15 protein-coding genes are annotated in these 16,140 nt (G+C 38.9%); 12 read left to right on the top strand and 3 right to left on the bottom strand.

The genetic code is table 11. The features are described from left to right. Positions 1-7 precede the first annotated feature (7 nt). The 7 genes from SB717_RS12340 to SB717_RS12310 all read left to right on the top strand — a co-directional run bounded on the left by SB717_RS12340 (position 8) and on the right by SB717_RS12310 (position 8,217). On the top strand, positions 8-784 hold the full coding sequence (locus SB717_RS12340) for an NUDIX domain-containing protein (RefSeq protein WP_057236878.1): 777 nt from the start codon (positions 8-10) through the stop codon (positions 782-784). Between the two features lie 71 nt (positions 785-855). Continuing rightward, positions 856-1,404 carry a cysteine hydrolase family protein gene (locus tag SB717_RS12335; RefSeq protein ID WP_074681467.1) on the top strand — a complete coding sequence of 183 codons (549 nt, stop codon included), beginning with the start codon at positions 856-858 and terminating at the stop codon, positions 1,402-1,404. Between the two features lie 23 nt (positions 1,405-1,427). Beyond that, on the top strand, positions 1,428-2,897 hold the full coding sequence (locus tag SB717_RS12330; protein WP_016763992.1) for a nicotinate phosphoribosyltransferase: 1,470 nt from the start codon (positions 1,428-1,430) through the stop codon (positions 2,895-2,897). A gap of 15 nt (positions 2,898-2,912) precedes the next feature. Further along, a complete protein-coding gene (nadD, locus tag SB717_RS12325) occupies positions 2,913-3,593 on the top strand; it encodes a nicotinate (nicotinamide) nucleotide adenylyltransferase (RefSeq protein WP_074681465.1) in 681 nt (226 codons plus the stop codon). Positions 3,594-3,627: 34 nt separating this feature from the next. Continuing rightward, positions 3,628-4,449: an ammonia-dependent NAD(+) synthetase gene (nadE, locus tag SB717_RS12320; RefSeq protein ID WP_098620871.1), complete on the top strand. Its 822-nt coding sequence runs from the start codon at positions 3,628-3,630 to the stop codon at positions 4,447-4,449. Between the two features lie 181 nt (positions 4,450-4,630). Then, positions 4,631-5,068, top strand: coding sequence for a S1 domain-containing RNA-binding protein (locus SB717_RS12315; RefSeq protein WP_013056909.1), 438 nt, complete (start codon positions 4,631-4,633; stop codon positions 5,066-5,068). Positions 5,069-5,805: 737 nt separating this feature from the next. Then, positions 5,806-8,217, top strand: a complete 2,412-nt coding sequence (locus tag SB717_RS12310; protein WP_410903815.1) for a S8 family serine peptidase — start codon at positions 5,806-5,808, stop codon at positions 8,215-8,217. Between the two features lie 37 nt (positions 8,218-8,254). Here the strand turns inward: SB717_RS12310 and SB717_RS12305 are convergent, their stop codons facing one another. Beyond that, the gene (locus SB717_RS12305) at positions 8,255-9,031 is read right to left on the bottom strand and encodes a 3-hydroxybutyrate dehydrogenase (protein ID WP_074681459.1); all 777 of its coding nucleotides are present in this window, start codon (positions 9,029-9,031) and stop codon (positions 8,255-8,257) included. Positions 9,032-9,114: 83 nt separating this feature from the next. Continuing rightward, positions 9,115-9,396 (bottom strand): acylphosphatase, encoded by a 282-nt coding sequence (locus tag SB717_RS12300; protein WP_410903814.1) that lies wholly within the window; start codon positions 9,394-9,396, stop codon positions 9,115-9,117. 140 nt (positions 9,397-9,536) lie between these two features. On the opposite strand from SB717_RS12300, the gene SB717_RS12295 reads away from it, so the two are divergent. The 5 genes from SB717_RS12295 (at position 9,537) to SB717_RS12275 (ending at position 14,284) form a co-directional block, all read left to right on the top strand. Next, entirely contained in the window at positions 9,537-10,754 is a 1,218-nt protein-coding gene (locus tag SB717_RS12295; protein ID WP_074681455.1) for an MFS transporter, read from the top strand. Between the two features lie 131 nt (positions 10,755-10,885). Further along, positions 10,886-11,896 (top strand): LLM class flavin-dependent oxidoreductase, encoded by a 1,011-nt coding sequence (locus tag SB717_RS12290; RefSeq protein ID WP_410903813.1) that lies wholly within the window; start codon positions 10,886-10,888, stop codon positions 11,894-11,896. 59 nt (positions 11,897-11,955) lie between these two features. Beyond that, entirely contained in the window at positions 11,956-12,591 is a 636-nt protein-coding gene (locus SB717_RS12285) for an alpha/beta family hydrolase (RefSeq protein ID WP_410903812.1), read from the top strand. A 27-nt stretch (positions 12,592-12,618) separates the two neighbouring features. After that, positions 12,619-13,335, top strand: a complete 717-nt coding sequence (locus tag SB717_RS12280) for a helix-turn-helix transcriptional regulator (RefSeq protein ID WP_410903811.1) — start codon at positions 12,619-12,621, stop codon at positions 13,333-13,335. Positions 13,336-13,399: 64 nt separating this feature from the next. After that, positions 13,400-14,284 (top strand): DMT family transporter, encoded by an 885-nt coding sequence (locus SB717_RS12275; protein WP_098620865.1) that lies wholly within the window; start codon positions 13,400-13,402, stop codon positions 14,282-14,284. Between the two features lie 37 nt (positions 14,285-14,321). Here SB717_RS12275 and SB717_RS12270 read toward each other — a convergent pair whose 3' ends face one another. Next, the gene (locus SB717_RS12270) at positions 14,322-15,941 is read right to left on the bottom strand and encodes an ABC-F family ATP-binding cassette domain-containing protein (protein WP_013056918.1); all 1,620 of its coding nucleotides are present in this window, start codon (positions 15,939-15,941) and stop codon (positions 14,322-14,324) included. Positions 15,942-16,140 lie beyond the last annotated feature (199 nt).

Genomic DNA, 16,140 nt, shown 5'->3' with positions numbered 1-16,140 from the left:
ATGATGAATGTCGAACAATAAAGCAATGACGAATCAAACGAAAAAAGAATACCCTAAACCCTATGGCTATACGTCAGATATTGCTGTATTTACGATTGTGACGGAAGAAAAAGAACCATACAAACCACCTAAAATGAGTTTGAAATTAATGCTTATCCAACGAGCAATGGTGAATGCAGAGGGAGAAAAGAACAGCGAAGCAGGAAAGTGGGCGCTTCCCGGCGGATTTGTCCATCCTGATGAATCAGCTTTTGAAGCGGCCAAAAGAGAGCTCGAAGAAGAAACGGGCGTAAAAGATATTCATCTAAAACACTATGGTGTCTATGATGAGCCTGGCAGGGACGATAGAGGATGGGTCATTACAAACGCACATTATGCAATCGTTCCAGAAGATAGTCTAATAAAGCGAAAAGCGAATGATGATGCTGCTCGAGTTGAATTATTTAAAATAGATGAAATCTTTTCATTGCCTTTAGCTTTTGATCATGAAATCATCATTCGAGATGCAATCAAGGAAATTAAGAAAGATTTATTGCAAACGACTATTGCCCAGAAATTTCTGCCTTCTCAGTTTACATACTCTGAGCTGCAGGCTGTGCTGCTTACCGTAACGGATGATGCAGCGATTAAAAGTGATCAGGCGTTTGCACGAAAAATAAGAATGCTGCCATTTATTGAAGAAGTAGACGGAAAAACAACGACGAGAACGTCTAAAAAACCAACAAAGCTCTACCGGTTTGTTGAAATGAATGTGATGAAGCCAATCTATACAGCACGCTATTAAAAGAAAAACTTTCAATTCAAATAATTAACAATATGTTAACTGTTAATTTTTACGTATGAGGGGGAAACATGATGAAAAAAGCACTGATTAACATCGATTATACAAATGATTTTGTAGCTGAAAACGGAGCTTTGACATGCGGAGAACCAGGGCAACAAATTGAAACATCCATAGGCGAAATCACGCGTCAATTTATTGAGCAAGACGAGTATGTCGTGTTTGCCATTGATTTTCATAAAGAAAATGATTCCTTGCATCCAGAATCAGCGCTGTTTCCGCCTCATAATATTGAAGGTTCTGCGGGAAGAAAGCTATACGGAAAGTTAAATGATTTATATAATATGTATCAATCAAAGGCAAATGTAGAATGGATGAATAAAACGAGATACAGCGCATTTGCTGGAACAGATTTGGAGATTAAACTGCGAGAAAGACAAATTACCGATGTCTACTTAGCAGGTGTATGTACGGATATCTGTGTACTTCATACAGCAGTAGATGCCTATAATAAAGGATTTGCTATTTATATTTATGAAAAAGCTGTAGCAAGCTTTAATCAAAAAGGTCATGAGTGGGCGCTTGAACATTTTAAATCTTGCCTCGGAGCAGAAATTATTTAAGGACATAAAAGTGGAGGAAATCAATGAATATGTTTACAGATGACAGCGTAATGCTACACACCGATTTATATCAAATTAATATGGGAGAAACGTACTGGGAAGATAATATTCATCAAAAGAAGGCTGTTTTTGAAGTTTTCTTCCGCAAACTTCCTTTTGGAAATGGCTATGCTGTTTTCGCTGGATTAGAAAGAATTATTGAATATATTAAAGCATTTAAATTTAGCGAATCAGATTTAACCTACTTGCACGAAGAATTAGGTTTTAAAGAAGATTATTTAGCTTACTTAAAAGACCTTACGTTTACTGGAACGATTCGATGTATGCGTGAAGGTGAGCTTGTGTTTCATAATGAACCAATTTTACGTGTAGAAGCACCATTAATTGAAGCTCAGCTTGTAGAAACAGCGATTTTAAATATTGTGAATTACCAAACGCTAATTGCAACAAAAGCAGCCCGAATCAAACACGTAGTAGGAGATCAAGTGGCAATGGAGTTTGGAACACGACGCGCTCAAGAAATGGATGCTGCCATTTGGGGAACAAGAGCAGCCTATATTGGCGGATTTGGTGCTACTTCTAACGTGCGAGCAGGAAAGAAATTTGGAATTCCAGTTGCAGGAACGCATGCTCATGCGATGGTGCAAGCTTATAAAGACGAATACATTGCATTTCATAAATATGCTCGTCGCCATAAAAACTGCGTGTTTCTAGTTGATACGTACGATACGTTAAAATCAGGAGTTCCTAACGCCATTAAGGTAGCAAAAGAATTAGGCGATAAAATTAATTTTACAGCGATTCGCTTAGACAGCGGCGATTTAACATATTTGTCTAAAAAAGCTCGTCAAATGTTAGATGAAGCAGGGTTTACAGAGACAAAAATTGTTGCTTCCAACGATTTAGATGAAGATACGATTATGCATTTAAAGTCGCAAGGGGCACAAATAGACATGTGGGGGATTGGTACTAAGCTCATTACTGCATATGATCAGCCCGCGCTTGGTGCAGTGTATAAACTCGTTTCTATTGAAGGAGAAAATGGCGAGATGATGGATACGATTAAAATTAGCGCAAATCCTGAAAAAGTGAGTACACCAGGATTAAAGCGCGTATATCGTATTATTAATAATTTGAATGGGAAATCTGAAGGGGATTATATCACGATGGAAGACGAAGATCCTCAAAGCGAAGAACGTTTAAAAATGTTCCATCCTGTTCATACGTTTATCAGTAAATTCGTCACAAATTTTGAGGCAAAAGAACTCCATCATGATATCTTTGTAAACGGAGAGCTTGTGTATGAAACAGAAGAACTTCAGGAAATTCAGCAGTACGTAAAAGATAATTTAGAGCTGCTTTGGGATGAATATAAGCGAACGCGCAATCCTGAAGAATATCCAGTAGATTTGAGCGAAAAATGTTGGGAAAATAAAACGCGTCAAATTGCGTACGTAAAACAAAAAGTAGCAGAAGCCCTAAATAAAAAATAGTAGGGAGCTGGAGACATGTCAGATACGCTTGCTTATTTTCAACAGCTAAACCCTGATAAAAAAATAGATAAGCTTTTAGAAAAAGGAGCGAAAATTGGTATTTATGGTTCTTCTTTTGATCCGGTTACCAATGTTCACCTTTGGACCGCATCAACGGTTGCGCATCGAAAGAAGCTAGATGCTATTATCTTTTTGCCTTCATCGCACAAACGAACAGATAAAAAGCTTCAAACGTCCGATGAGCACCGTGTAAATATGGTTAGCTTAGCGATTAAAGACAACCCGAAATTTTTGCTCGATCCGTATGAGCTAGACGTATTGCCCGGCTATCATTACACATACTACACTATGGAGCACTTTAAAAAATTGCTCCCACACGCTGACTTATTTTTTATTATGGGAGCCGACTTACTGCAAGATATTGGTGAAGGCAAGTGGAAGAAAGCAAATGAACTTATTAGTGAAAACCAGTTTATCATCATGGCAAGAGAGGGAATAGACATGTTGAAAGCTATTAGTCATTCTCCTTTGCTTCGAAATTATGACGACGGACGGTTTCAGCTTCTTGATAAGGGGCTGGCGATGGAAATCAGCTCTACTTATATTCGTCAAGAATTTGCCCGGGGCGGAGAACCAAGATATTTAATGCCTGATCTCTGTTATTTTTATAGTAAAAAACATGGATTGTATCAGTGAGAAATCTACATATAATGGAAGGAGAGCATGTATCATGTCAGACATGCAAGAAAAAATAAGAAAAGAGTTACATGTGAAATCTGAAATTGATCCAGCACAAGAAATTCGTGCCCGCGTTGATTTTCTGAAAAACTACCTAAAGTCAGCAAATGCAAAAGGCTTTGTATTAGGTATAAGCGGAGGGCAGGACTCTAGCTTAGCTGGACGATTAGCGCAGATTGCTGTAGACGAATTGCGAAAAGAAGAGTATGAAGCAAAATTTGTAGCCGTTCGCTTGCCTCATGGCACGCAGCATGATGAAGCGGATGCGAAGGCGTCACTAGAATTTATTAAACCTAATGAAACATATACGTTTAATATTAAAAATACGGTGGAAGCATTTGAAAGCTCGTTTACAGGTGCTACAGATATAGCGCTGTCTGATTTTCATAAAGGAAATGTCAAAGCACGTACGCGTATGATTGTACAGTATGCAATCGGAGGAGAAAACGGCCTTTTAGTTATCGGAACCGATCATGCAGCAGAAGCAGTAACAGGCTTTTTTACAAAATACGGGGATGGCGGAGCAGACGTGCTGCCACTAACGGGATTAACAAAACGTCAAGGAAAAGCATTGCTAAAAGAATTAGGTGCAGATAAACGATTGTACGAAAAAGTACCAACAGCTGACTTATTAGATAATAGTCCTGGTCAATCTGATGAAACGGAACTAGGAATTTCTTATGATGAACTAGACGATTATTTGGAAGGAAAAGAAGTATCACAAGAAGCCGCTGTAAAAATTGAACACCGCTATCGTATTACTGAACATAAGCGTCAGTTACCGGCTAGCATGTTTGATGAATGGTGGAAATGAGAGAAATGCCCATATTAGGGATATCTAATATGGGCATTATTTTGACTGATTTCTTTCAAAAAACAAAAAAGAGGCGGAAAAAGTGTAATTTAACGAATTGTTTTCTCATACACACTTTGTTATTCTTACGCACTTTGGTATAATGAAGTGCTTTTAATATTATTGAGGAGGAACATTTTTTATGGCAGTTGAAGTAGGTAGCAAGGTACAAGGTAAAGTAACAGGTATTACTAATTTTGGAGCATTTGTAGAATTACCTGGAGGTCAAACTGGGCTTGTACATATTAGTGAGGTAGCTGACAGCTATGTAAAAGACATTAATGACCATCTTAAAGTTGGTCAAGAAATTGAAGTGAAAGTCGTTAATGAGAAAGACGGAAAAATTGGATTATCGATTAAAAAAGCAATAGATAAACCTGAAAGACCCTCATCTTCTTATTCACAACGCCCGCCACGTCAGGCAAGAAATAATGATAATCGTTCTAAAAGCAACTTCCAACCAAAGGAAAACTTCGAACAAAAAATGGCGCGTTTCTTAAAAGATAGTGAAGATAATTTATCTACACTAAAACGCAGCACTGAATCAAAACGAGGTGGCAGAGGCGGAAGACGCGGATAAATCCCTTCCACTTTAACTACTTTATTATATAGTTGAAGCAAGCCAGTAAAAATTGGCTTGCTTCTTTTTTTAATAGCTTAAGTGCAGGCGCTAGAAGAGTAAAGAGAAGGTTAGGTACTTACTTAGTTGTAAAGTAGATGCCAATAGTGACAAGAGATGAGAGAAGATCAAGGATGAGTAGGATGAAATTTAAATCTATCATAATCATGCCTCCCTTTGTGCGAGCGTTGACGTTAGTATCTGCATGAACTACTTTTATTATTCGTAATTTTTAAAAATTTCATTTAATTAAGTGCGATATTTTATATTAAATTAAACTATGTTCTAAATAATAAATTTATAAAATAAAAAACGCTTATAAGAACAATTTTCTTAAAATAATAAAAAAACTTATAAGCAAACGAAAAGAAAGTAGGAATGAGTATCTTATAGAAACGGCCAAATTAACAGAAATTCGTCAGTATTCTTGTATATTCATCTAATCCCTTCATAATTTTAGGAATAAAAAAGTGCTGAAAAAGCAAAAAACAGACAAAATTCTTCGTTTTTGAGCAGTAGTGCTTAGTTTATAAGAGAATACAAAATGATTCCATAGACTCAAGGATTTTATAGTAATATATAGAACTTCCATACTATTCTAGTTTTTAGCTCATTAGCTAAGTAAAAGATGCGTATGTTCTGGGGATGAAGGCATACATAGTTGCACGAATTATAGAGAGAAATGGAGAGGGAAAACGATGAAAAAAGTATCAATTCGGGCTGTATTGAGTACAGTAGCATTTTCGGTTGCTTTATCTTCTTTTGCAATGGGAGCATCTGCTAACGGAAATTCAAAGCCGGCGCTTGAACCGTCTCTAGTTAAAATTCAAGGAGACTATAACTTAAAGTCGGCTAAAAAAGTAAAAGTTATTGTGGAGTTAAATGAAGAGTCTGTAGCGGAAGCAAAGAAAAAAGGAATAGCACAAAGTAAAGGAAAGATTAAAAAAGCGCGTGACGAAGTGAAAAAAGAGCTTTCAAAAGCTTCGAAAACTTCAAAAGTAAAGCGGGAATACGATCAAGTGTTTTCCGGGTTTTCAGCGGAACTTCCGGCTAATGACCTTGAAAAAGTAGCAAGTTTACCGGGAGTAAAAGCTATTTATCCAAGCGTTGAATATCATACAACGGAAGTGAAATCCAAAGAAGTGAGCGCAGAAGAATACGGTTCTGAAATGGATAAAAGCATTTACTATGTGGGAGCAGATCAAGCGTGGAAATCAGGGTATACAGGTAAAAATATGACCGTAGCCGTTATTGATACAGGCGTTGATTACGACCATCCGGATTTAAAATCAGCGTTTGAGAAATATAAAGGATGGGATTTTGTTGACGATGACAAAGACCCTCAAGAAACGCCAGCTGGAGATCCAAAAGGAGAAGCGACAACGCACGGTACGCACGTAGCGGGAACAATTGCAGCAGACGGGAAAATTAAAGGGGTAGCTCCTGATGCTCATTTACTTGCATATCGTGTACTAGGTCCAGGAGGAACGGGTACAACCGAAGACGTGATCGCCGGTATTGAACGTGCGGTAGAAGACGGAGCGGATGTAATGAACCTGTCGCTTGGAGATACGATTAATAATCCGGACTTGGCAACGAGTATTGCATTAGATTGGGCAATGGAAGAGGGAGTCGTAGCTGTTACATCAAATGGAAACAGCGGACCAGCCAACTGGACAGTAGGTTCTCCGGGAACGTCTCGTGAAGCTATTTCAGTCGGTGCGACTCAGCTTCCTTACAATTTGTATAAAACGACGTTAACTGTAGATAATGCAAGCTATGCGTCAGCTGAAGTAATGGGCTTTCCAAATGACAAGGCGTTACTGGATGCAAGCGGTAAAACGTATGACTTTGTACCTGTCGGACTCGGAAAGCCAGAAGACTTTGAAGGAAAGGATGTAAAAGGAAAAGTAGCGGTTATTTCTCGCGGTGACATTGCGTTTGTAGATAAAGTTGACAATGCGAAAAAAGCCGGTGCTGCTGCAACGGTGATTTACAACAACGTAGAAGGAACAATCCCTGATATTCCAGGTACATCTCTGCCGAGTCTTCGCCTATCAAAAGCCGATGGACAAGCTTTGGTAGCTTCTTTAGCAAAAGGATCCGTCACGGGCTCTTTTAACGCAACATTTGATCAGACAGTCGACGAAACAATGGCTGACTTTTCATCTCGCGGACCGGTTGTGGATACATGGATGATTAAGCCGGACATTTCGGCACCAGGAGTAGATATTATCAGTACAGTGCCAACCAATGATCCAAGCAACCCTCACGGATATGGATCAAAACAAGGAACAAGTATGGCCGCGCCGCACGTAGCAGGAGCAGCAGCGTTAATTTTACAGGCACATCCAAATTATAAAGTAGAAGACGTAAAAGCATCTTTAATGAACACAACGGAACTTCTTCGTGACCGCAATGGGCTCATTTACCCTCATAATACGCAGGGTGCAGGAAGCATGCGCGTAGTAGATGCAATTAAAGCGAAGACGCTTATTACCCCAGGAAGTCACTCGTATGGTGTCTTTTATAAAGATAAAGGGAAACAAGTAGAAAAACAAAGCTTTAAGATTAAAAATCTATCAAATCACAGTCAAAAATACTCGGTCAAAGTAAAATTTAAGAAAAGCCATCAAGCAATTGACGTTAAATCAACAAATGATTTAGTTGTTAATGCAGGAAAAACGCAAAAAGTAAATCTCAATGTAAAAGTAGATGCGGGAAAATTATCTCCTGGCTATTATGAAGGCACAATTACGGTAAGTAACAATAAAGAAACGTATGATGTTCCAACGATCTTATTTGTAAAAGAGCCGGACTATCCTCGCGTCACTTCTGCTTATGTAGATGTACTTGGAAATGGCTCATTTGAATACGGCAGTTATTTACCAGGAGGAGCAGAGAAACTTAGCTATTACATTTACGATGCAACGCTAGAAAAAGGCGAATTGTTAAGTTCGTATACGAATGTAGGAAAAGGATTCTCTAGCGCAACGTGGGACGGAAAAATTAATGGTGAAGCTCTTCCAGCAGGAACGTATTATTTATACGCAGAAGCAGTAAAAGCAGGTCAGACGACTGGTTCTTTAGGAGAATTTGAAATTAAATAAATAAAAAAAGAGTGTCAGTGTAACTGACACTCTTTTTTTATTGAGCCGTATATCCTCCATCGATCACAGCAGCTTGACCGGTTACGCCTTTTGCTAAATCACTTGCTAAAAACATTGCATAATCTGCAATTTCATCGACAGCAAGCAAGCGTTTTTGAGGAACAAGAGGATAAATGACTTCTTCTAGTACTTTTTCAAGCGCTACATTTCGCGTACGTGCCAAATCTTTTAATTGATTTTGAACAAGCGGCGTATCAACATAACCAGGGCAAAGCGCATTTACCGTAATGCCGTGCTCCGCACCTTCAAGAGCAGCCACTTTCGTTAAGCCAATCACGCCGTGCTTAGCACTGTTGTATGCCGCTTTTCCTGAGAAACCAATCAATCCGTTAATGGAAGACATGTTCAAAATGCGGCCGAATTTTTGCTTTTTCATAATAGGAAACGCATGCTTAGTCGCAACAAAAGGTGCAACCAGCATAATTTTCGTTAAAAGTTCAAATTTTTCAGTAGGAAATTCTTCGAGCGGGGAAACAAATTGCATGCCGGCATTGTTAATTAATACATCAAGGCGGCCGTAAGTTTCAACCGTTTGAGCAATCATTTGTTCAATGTCACTTTCATTTGTCACATCTGCTTTAATGCCTAATGCTTCGTAGCCTTTTGTCTTCAATTTGTCTGCTGCTTTCTTAACTCCATCTTCATTCAAGTCAGTTAAGACAACAGTCGCTCCGTCTTCAGCAAAGCGCTCACCAATTTGATAACCAATACCTTGAGCTGCACCTGTAATTAACACAATTTTGTTTTCAACCATCGTTTTTTCCCCCTTATATGTAGAAAATATAAAATCGCTTACTTTTCCATTTTATCAAAAATTATCTTGATTTAGCGAGTTTTTTAACTGTACTTCACTCGAAAAGAATGGGTGTGAGAAGGAGTGTTGACTACCTTTATTTCCACATTGCTAACAGAAGCAAACGGAGAGGGACCTTTTTTAATTTCTTCAATAAACTTTTCGATGTTACTTTCTTCACCTTCAGCATCAATCTCTACTTTTTGATCATCTCGATTTCGTACCCATCCGTTAATGGAGCATTCCATTGCTTTTAGCTGCGTGTAGTGTCGGAACCCAACCCCTTGAACGCGTCCGTCGACAATCATATGCACATGTTTTTTCACTGTTCTCACCTCACAGGCAATTTTCCCTTTTTTATAAAAAAGAAAACAACTACAATCTTACTTTTCACTGTATAATAGAAAAAGACATTGTAAGACTTTAACAGTTTTAATGTAGATTAAATAAGAAAGAAGGGTTACGAATGCAAGAAGCAGCACGAACGCAGCAAGCGCAGCCGGCGACGATTTACCGTATTTTATTTGCGATTAGTTTAGGGCATTTCCTAAATGATTGTATGCAGTCCGTTATACCGGCACTTTTTCCTGTCCTTGAAAAATCGATGAATTTAAACTACACGCAAATCGGCTGGATTGCCTTTGCTTTGAACATGACGTCATCGATTATGCAGCCGGTGTTCGGCGTATTTGCCGATAAGCGTCCCTCGCCGTTTTTATTGCCAATTGCAATGTGTTTAAGCATGATTGGTATGGTTGGGCTTGCTTTAGCGCCGAATTTTTATTTTGTGATTATATCTGTCTTATTTGTAGGATTCGGATCCGCTATTTTTCATCCCGAAGGTTCTCGCGTAGCGTATATGGCAGCAGGAGGAAAACGGGGGCTGGCGCAGTCTATTTATCAAGTTGGCGGAAATACGGGACAGTCGATGGCTCCGCTGTTTACGGCATTTATCTTTATCGGACTTGGTCAGTTTGGAACGATTTGGTTTACATTAATTGCAGGTATAGGCGTAGTGGTTTTATACAGCGTGTCTAAATGGTATAAATCAGAATTAGCTACTCGCCAACGCTTGAAGAAAAAGCAGTCAGATACTTCATTTACGATGAACAAGCAAATTATTTTGGCGGTTGGACTTTTAATTTTTCTTGTTTTTGCACGTTCATGGTACGGAGCAGGCATCCTTAATTTCTTTCAGTTTTATATCATTGAAAAATTTAATTTGCCTATCAAAAGCGCTCAGCTTTACGTTTTTTTATTTATGATTGCAGGGGTATTTGGAACATTCTTTGGAGGTCCGCTTGCCGATCGTTTCGGAAAACGAAATATTTTATTGTTTTCTATGTTAGGGTCAGTACCGTTTACTTTATTACTTCCTCACGTTTCTCTCGGAGTGGCGGCACCTCTTTTAGTATTAATCGGCTTTATTCTTCAGTCAAGTTTCAGCGTAACGGTCGTCTATGCTCAGGAGCTGATGCCGGGGAAAATTGGCTTGGTTTCCGGCTTGATTGTAGGGCTTGCTTTTGGCATGGGAGCTTTAGGAGCTGTTGTATTCGGTAAATTAGCCGATGTCTTCAGCCTTCAGTTTATCATGCTGTTTTGCAGCTATCTTCCAATCCTAGGGCTGTTAACGTGGCTGTTACCGAGCGATAAGCGTGTGAAAGAAATGCACGAAGCAAAATAAGGAAAAGAAAAAGCAAGCGCAGGGTAGCGTTTGCTTTTTTCTATGAGCGTGAAGCAAATTTCAAGACGAATTCATATTTTTCTCCTACAATAGATACAATAGAAATTGAAAATCGAAAGGAAGAATCAGCTATGATTAAGCTAAGCGTATTGGATCAGTCTCCTGTTTCAAGCGGATCAACACCAAAGGAAGCATTGAAACGCACTGTGGAGCTCGCTAAATTAACCGAAGAGTTAGGCTACCATCGCTTTTGGGTAGCGGAACATCATAATACGAACGGTCTTGCAGGCTCATCTCCGACACTTTTAATGACTCACTTGGCATCTCAAACGAGCCGAATCAGAATTGGATCTGGAGGAGTCCTTCTTCCTCAATACAGTCCGTATAAAGTAGCAGAAGATGCTCAACTGCTTGAAAACCTGTTTCCGAATCGAATTGATTTAGGTCTTGGACGCTCGCCGGGAGGAGATGCGCTGACGAGGCTAGCACTTACAGATGGAATCCGTAAAAGCCTCAATGAATTTCCTCGTCAAATTCAGGCGTTAAAAGGACATCTTGAGCATAATTTGCCGTCTGACCATCCGTATTACGGGGTGACAGCTTATCCGTTAAGTGAAACAAAACCAGAACTGTGGCATCTTGGTATCAATAAAAGAGGAGCAAGATCAGCTGCTGAGCTGGGCATCTCTTTTACGTTTGGACACTTTATTTATTCAGTTGGTGGACAAGAAGCCATTCGTCATTATAAAGAAGAATTTATCCCTTCTTCCTATCAATCAAAGCCTAACACCAACGTATGCGTATTCGTTGTATGTGCTGAAACAACAGAAGAAGCCGAGCAGCATGCTAAAACGTTGGATGATTGGCTGCTGAAAGTAGCCAAAGGCGGAGATACAACGGTCTCATCGATAGAAGAAGTGCACAATCGTTCTTATTCAGAAGAAGAGCTTAAAAAAATAAGCACTAATCGTCCGCGTATGATCATAGGAAATCCTGCTGTAGTAAAAAAAGGACTAACTCAGCTGCAGCAAAAATACGATAACGACGAATTTTTAATTATTACAAATATCCATGATTATGAAGCGAAAAAGAAGTCTTACGAACTTCTTGCAGAGCTATTTCTTCAATCCTCATTTTTTTAAGAAAAGATGGGGTTTTTTTATGGAATTAAATGTTAGAATATTTAAAAAGGAGGAGTGACATGCACGTAAATCAAAAAAGTGTAAGCAACCAAACTAATAAGGTAACCTATACACATATTAAAACAGGAGGGCCTCGCATTTGCTTTATGTTTTCAGGCCTGGGCTATACGTACGAAAAGCCGCTGTTGTATTATGTAACGATGCTGATGCTAAAACACGAAATTGATGTGGTTCATATTCACTATACATATTCAAAAGAGCTCATGACAAAGCCTACAGAGGAGATTGCAGACGTTATGATGAAAGACATTGATCTCGTGCTGCAAGACGTTTTATCTCACGATGACTATAAAAATATCATATTTGCAGGAAAATCGATTGGCACAATTCCGCTGATTCAGCGAATGATGAAAGATGATGCTTACAAAGATGCAGTGATGCTTTTACTGACGCCGCTTTTAACAAGGACAGAACTGTTTAAAAGTTTACTAGAAAATACTTATACTCACAAAGGTCTTATTGTAATAGGGAGTCATGATCACTATTATACTAAAGCAGTCCATCAACTAAAAACAAACACAATGAATATTGCAGTCATCGAAAATGCCGATCATTCATTGGATGTTTTGTATTCTCCAGTAGAATCGTTAAGGGCGCTGGAAACCGTTTTGAACGGCATAGAAGAGCTTCTATGAGATAGGAAATAAGGAAAGGAGTACAATATGGATACGCTACGTGAAATTATTTGCGAAAAAAGAGCCTACAGCTATTCACCTCATACTCATGATCATAACTACAGTCAGCTTTTGTTTCCGCTAGCAGGTGCTCTTAATATTCAAGCAAGTGAGCAGCACTTAACGCTGCAAGAAGGATGCTTTTACATTCCACCTCGTCAGCTGCATACGTATCAAGCTAAAAATACAAATGAATGTTTGGTTGTTGATATTCCGTTGAAGTTTACAGAAAGTGCGCATCTTTCTCAACAAGCAGCTTTTATTCAATGGGATTCAACGTGGAAAGCAATTCGCTACCTTTTACTTGATAGGCTTCAAAAAAGCACTGACAGGGGGGCGCTTGAAGATTTAGTCCGTTATGTTCAGCATTATTTGCCAAAGAAACAAACGTTTAAATCCATTGATTATCTTCATGCTAACTTTAATCAAGAGCTAAACATCGAAAGTCTTGCTAAGCTGGAAAATTATCATCCTGCCTATTTTTCCGCTTGGTTTAAACAAAAAACGGGCTATTCGCCTCAAAGCTATGTAGCGCGTATACGTTTAAATAAAGCAAAAGAATTGTTAAAAGAGAGCAGCTATTCGATAACGTATATTGCGCATGAAGTCGGCTATCACAGCTTGTCTTCATTTACAAAATGGTTTGCAAAACAAGAAGGAGTCTCACCGACGCAATATCGAAGTATCTTAAAAACAGACAAATAAAATCATAAAAGCGAAAAAGCTTTTTTCTTTCTTTTAGCTATGATAAAAGAAAGGAGATGAAAATATGAATACTTCATTATCAAAAATACTTATTTTATGTGCAGCTGTACTATGGGGAACAACAGGGACTGCCCAAGCTTTAGCATCTGCTGGAGCGCATTCTGTGGCTATTGGAGCCGTACGTTTAGCTGTAGGGGGACTGTCGCTTTTTACAGCTTGTCTTATACAAAAAAAGAAATTGCACGTAGGACGTCTTCCTATCCTGCCTCTTGCGGTTGCCGCAGCAAGTATGGCCGCTTATCAGCCGCTGTTTTTTTCAGCCGTTATCAAAACGGGCGTTGCAGTAGGAACAATGGTGGCAATTGGGAGTGCGCCGCTTTTGTCAGGAGTGTTAGATTACATAGTGTACCGCAAGAAACCTGCAAAAAAGTGGTTGCTTGCTACGTTTACGGGTATTATAGGGTGCTGCAGCTTGTTGTTAAAAAAAGATAGTCAAATCGACGTGATAGGTTTGGGTATGGCGATAGGAGCAGGGGCGTCTTTTGCTTGCTATACGACTGTTAATAAAAAAATTGTTCAGCATGTTGATCCGCAAGTAGGCGCTTCTCTTGTGTTCACAGCCGCTGCTGTTCTACTAATCCCATGCTGGTTTATGTATGATATGAGCTGGCTAGTTTCTTTAAATGGAATGGGGATTGCACTTCACTTAGGAATACTTACGACGGCTCTTGCTTATGTATTATTTTCTACAGCACTCAAGTCGGTGCATGCGTCTACCGCCGTGACGTTATCGTTAGCAGAGCCCGTTACCGCTTTTTTACTTGGCGTCTTTTTGCTGGGGGAATCCCTGACTTTGGTGAACATATGCGGAGCAGCACTAGTATTTGCTAGCCTAGCTTTTTTAACGTATTCTCCGAAGTCATCGTTAAATCAAGAGGTCCAAATATAAAAAAAACCCCTTTCTTTAAAGAAAGGGATTTTTTTTATTAAGCGTACATGCCTGCTACTTGTTTTTGCAGGTTGCTGTCTTCTAAATACTCATCGTACGTCATTTGCTTGTCAACTACTCCGTTTGGCGTAATTTCAATTACACGATTTGCAATCGTTTCAACGAACTGATGGTCATGAGATGTGAAAATCATTGAACCTTTGTAGCTGATAAGTCCATTGTTTAGTGCTGTAATTGATTCTAAGTCAAGGTGATTCGTAGGATCGTCTAGTAAAAGAACGTTTGAACCGCTTAGCATCATTTTAGAAAGCATACAGCGAACTTTTTCTCCTCCAGAAAGAACGTTTGCTTTTTTCAATACTTCTTCACCAGAGAATAGCATTCTACCTAAGAAACCGCGTAAGAAGCTTTCGCTTTGATCATTAGGTGAATACTGACGCAGCCAGTCTACTAAGTTTAAATCTCCGTTTTCAAAGTACTCGGAGTTGTCTTTTGGGAAAAAGGCTTGAGACGTTGTTACACCCCATTTGTACGTACCGCTGTCTGCTTCCATTTCACCCATTAAAATCTTCATTAATGTTGAATTTGCAAGTTCGTTGCGGCCTACAAGAGCAATTTTGTCATCTTTATTCATAATAAAGCTTACATTATCAAGCACTTTTACGCCGTCAATTGTTTTTGTTAGACCTTCAACGCGAAGTACGTCATTTCCAATCTCACGTTCCGGCGTGAAGTTCACGTATGGGTAACGACGAGAAGAAGGACGAATGTCATCTAATGAAATTTTATCAAGCAATTTTTTACGAGACGTTGCTTGTTTTGATTTCGATGCATTTGCGCTAAAGCGAGCGATAAAGGCTTGAAGCTCTTTAATTTTTTCTTCTTTTTTCTTGTTCGCATCTGACGCCATTTTTTGTGCTAATTGACTTGATTCATACCAGAAATCATAGTTACCAACGTAGACTTGGATTTTACTGAAGTCAAGGTCAGCAATGTGCGTACATACTTTGTTTAAGAAGTGACGGTCATGAGATACAACAATGACTGTGTTTTCAAAATTAATTAAGAACTCTTCTAACCATTGAATTGCTTGAATATCCAAGTTATTCGTAGGCTCATCTAAAAGTAATACATCAGGTTTTCCGAATAAAGCTTGTGCAAGAAGCACTTTTACTTTCTCACTACCCGTTAGTTCAGCCATTTTTTTGGCGTGAAGATCTTCAGAAATACCTAATCCTTTTAAAAGAATAGCTGCTTCTGATTCTGCTTCCCAACCGTTTAATTCAGCAAATTCACCTTCAAGCTCAGCTGCTTTCATTCCGTCTTCATCTGTGAAGTCTGCTTTCATATAAATAGCATCTTTTTCTTGCATTACTTCATAAAGGCGAGCGTGCCCCATAATAACGGTTTTCATAACTTCTTGATCTTCATATTCGAAGTGGTTCTGTTTTAAGACAGCAAGGCGTTCGCCAGGGCCCATATGTACATCACCAGTTTGAGATTCAATTTCACCAGATAAAATTTTTAAAAACGTTGATTTTCCAGCACCGTTTGCGCCGATTAATCCATAACAGTTACCAGGCGTGAATTTAATATTCACATCTTCAAATAACTTTCGGTCGCCAAATCGTAAACTTACATTACTAACTGTAATCATGTATGAGCAGTCCTCCAAATTCAATATCTATAAAATTATACCATTCTTTTTATATAAGAGCGATATGAATACAATATTTCAAACATAAAGTGTAACCGACACTTTAAGCACTCGTCAACCATTTAAGGGATTTTTTGAGCGGTAAAACTTGATTGTTCTAGCATTCACCAAAACATTGAGCGGCAAACCAGCATGTCTA

Source organism: Priestia sp. SIMBA_032, from assembly GCF_046535215.1.
Lineage (GTDB): Bacteria > Bacillota > Bacilli > Bacillales > Bacillaceae_H > Priestia > Priestia aryabhattai.
Note: the sequence above shows the minus strand (reverse complement) of the source record. Positions and strands in the feature narration are given on the sequence as shown.

Coding starts and splice junctions, on each gene's coding strand:
- SB717_RS12340 (WP_057236878.1), top strand. CDS start 8: ATGTCGAACAATAAAGCAATGACGAATCAAACGAAAAAAGAATACCCT.
- SB717_RS12335 (WP_074681467.1), top strand. CDS start 856: ATGAAAAAAGCACTGATTAACATCGATTATACAAATGATTTTGTAGCT.
- SB717_RS12330 (WP_016763992.1), top strand. CDS start 1,428: ATGAATATGTTTACAGATGACAGCGTAATGCTACACACCGATTTATAT.
- nadD (WP_074681465.1), top strand. CDS start 2,913: ATGTCAGATACGCTTGCTTATTTTCAACAGCTAAACCCTGATAAAAAA.
- nadE (WP_098620871.1), top strand. CDS start 3,628: ATGTCAGACATGCAAGAAAAAATAAGAAAAGAGTTACATGTGAAATCT.
- SB717_RS12315 (WP_013056909.1), top strand. CDS start 4,631: ATGGCAGTTGAAGTAGGTAGCAAGGTACAAGGTAAAGTAACAGGTATT.
- SB717_RS12310 (WP_410903815.1), top strand. CDS start 5,806: ATGAAAAAAGTATCAATTCGGGCTGTATTGAGTACAGTAGCATTTTCG.
- SB717_RS12305 (WP_074681459.1), bottom strand. CDS start 9,031: ATGGTTGAAAACAAAATTGTGTTAATTACAGGTGCAGCTCAAGGTATT.
- SB717_RS12295 (WP_074681455.1), top strand. CDS start 9,537: ATGCAAGAAGCAGCACGAACGCAGCAAGCGCAGCCGGCGACGATTTAC.
- SB717_RS12290 (WP_410903813.1), top strand. CDS start 10,886: ATGATTAAGCTAAGCGTATTGGATCAGTCTCCTGTTTCAAGCGGATCA.
- SB717_RS12285 (WP_410903812.1), top strand. CDS start 11,956: ATGCACGTAAATCAAAAAAGTGTAAGCAACCAAACTAATAAGGTAACC.
- SB717_RS12280 (WP_410903811.1), top strand. CDS start 12,619: ATGGATACGCTACGTGAAATTATTTGCGAAAAAAGAGCCTACAGCTAT.
- SB717_RS12275 (WP_098620865.1), top strand. CDS start 13,400: ATGAATACTTCATTATCAAAAATACTTATTTTATGTGCAGCTGTACTA.
- SB717_RS12270 (WP_013056918.1), bottom strand. CDS start 15,941: ATGATTACAGTTAGTAATGTAAGTTTACGATTTGGCGACCGAAAGTTA.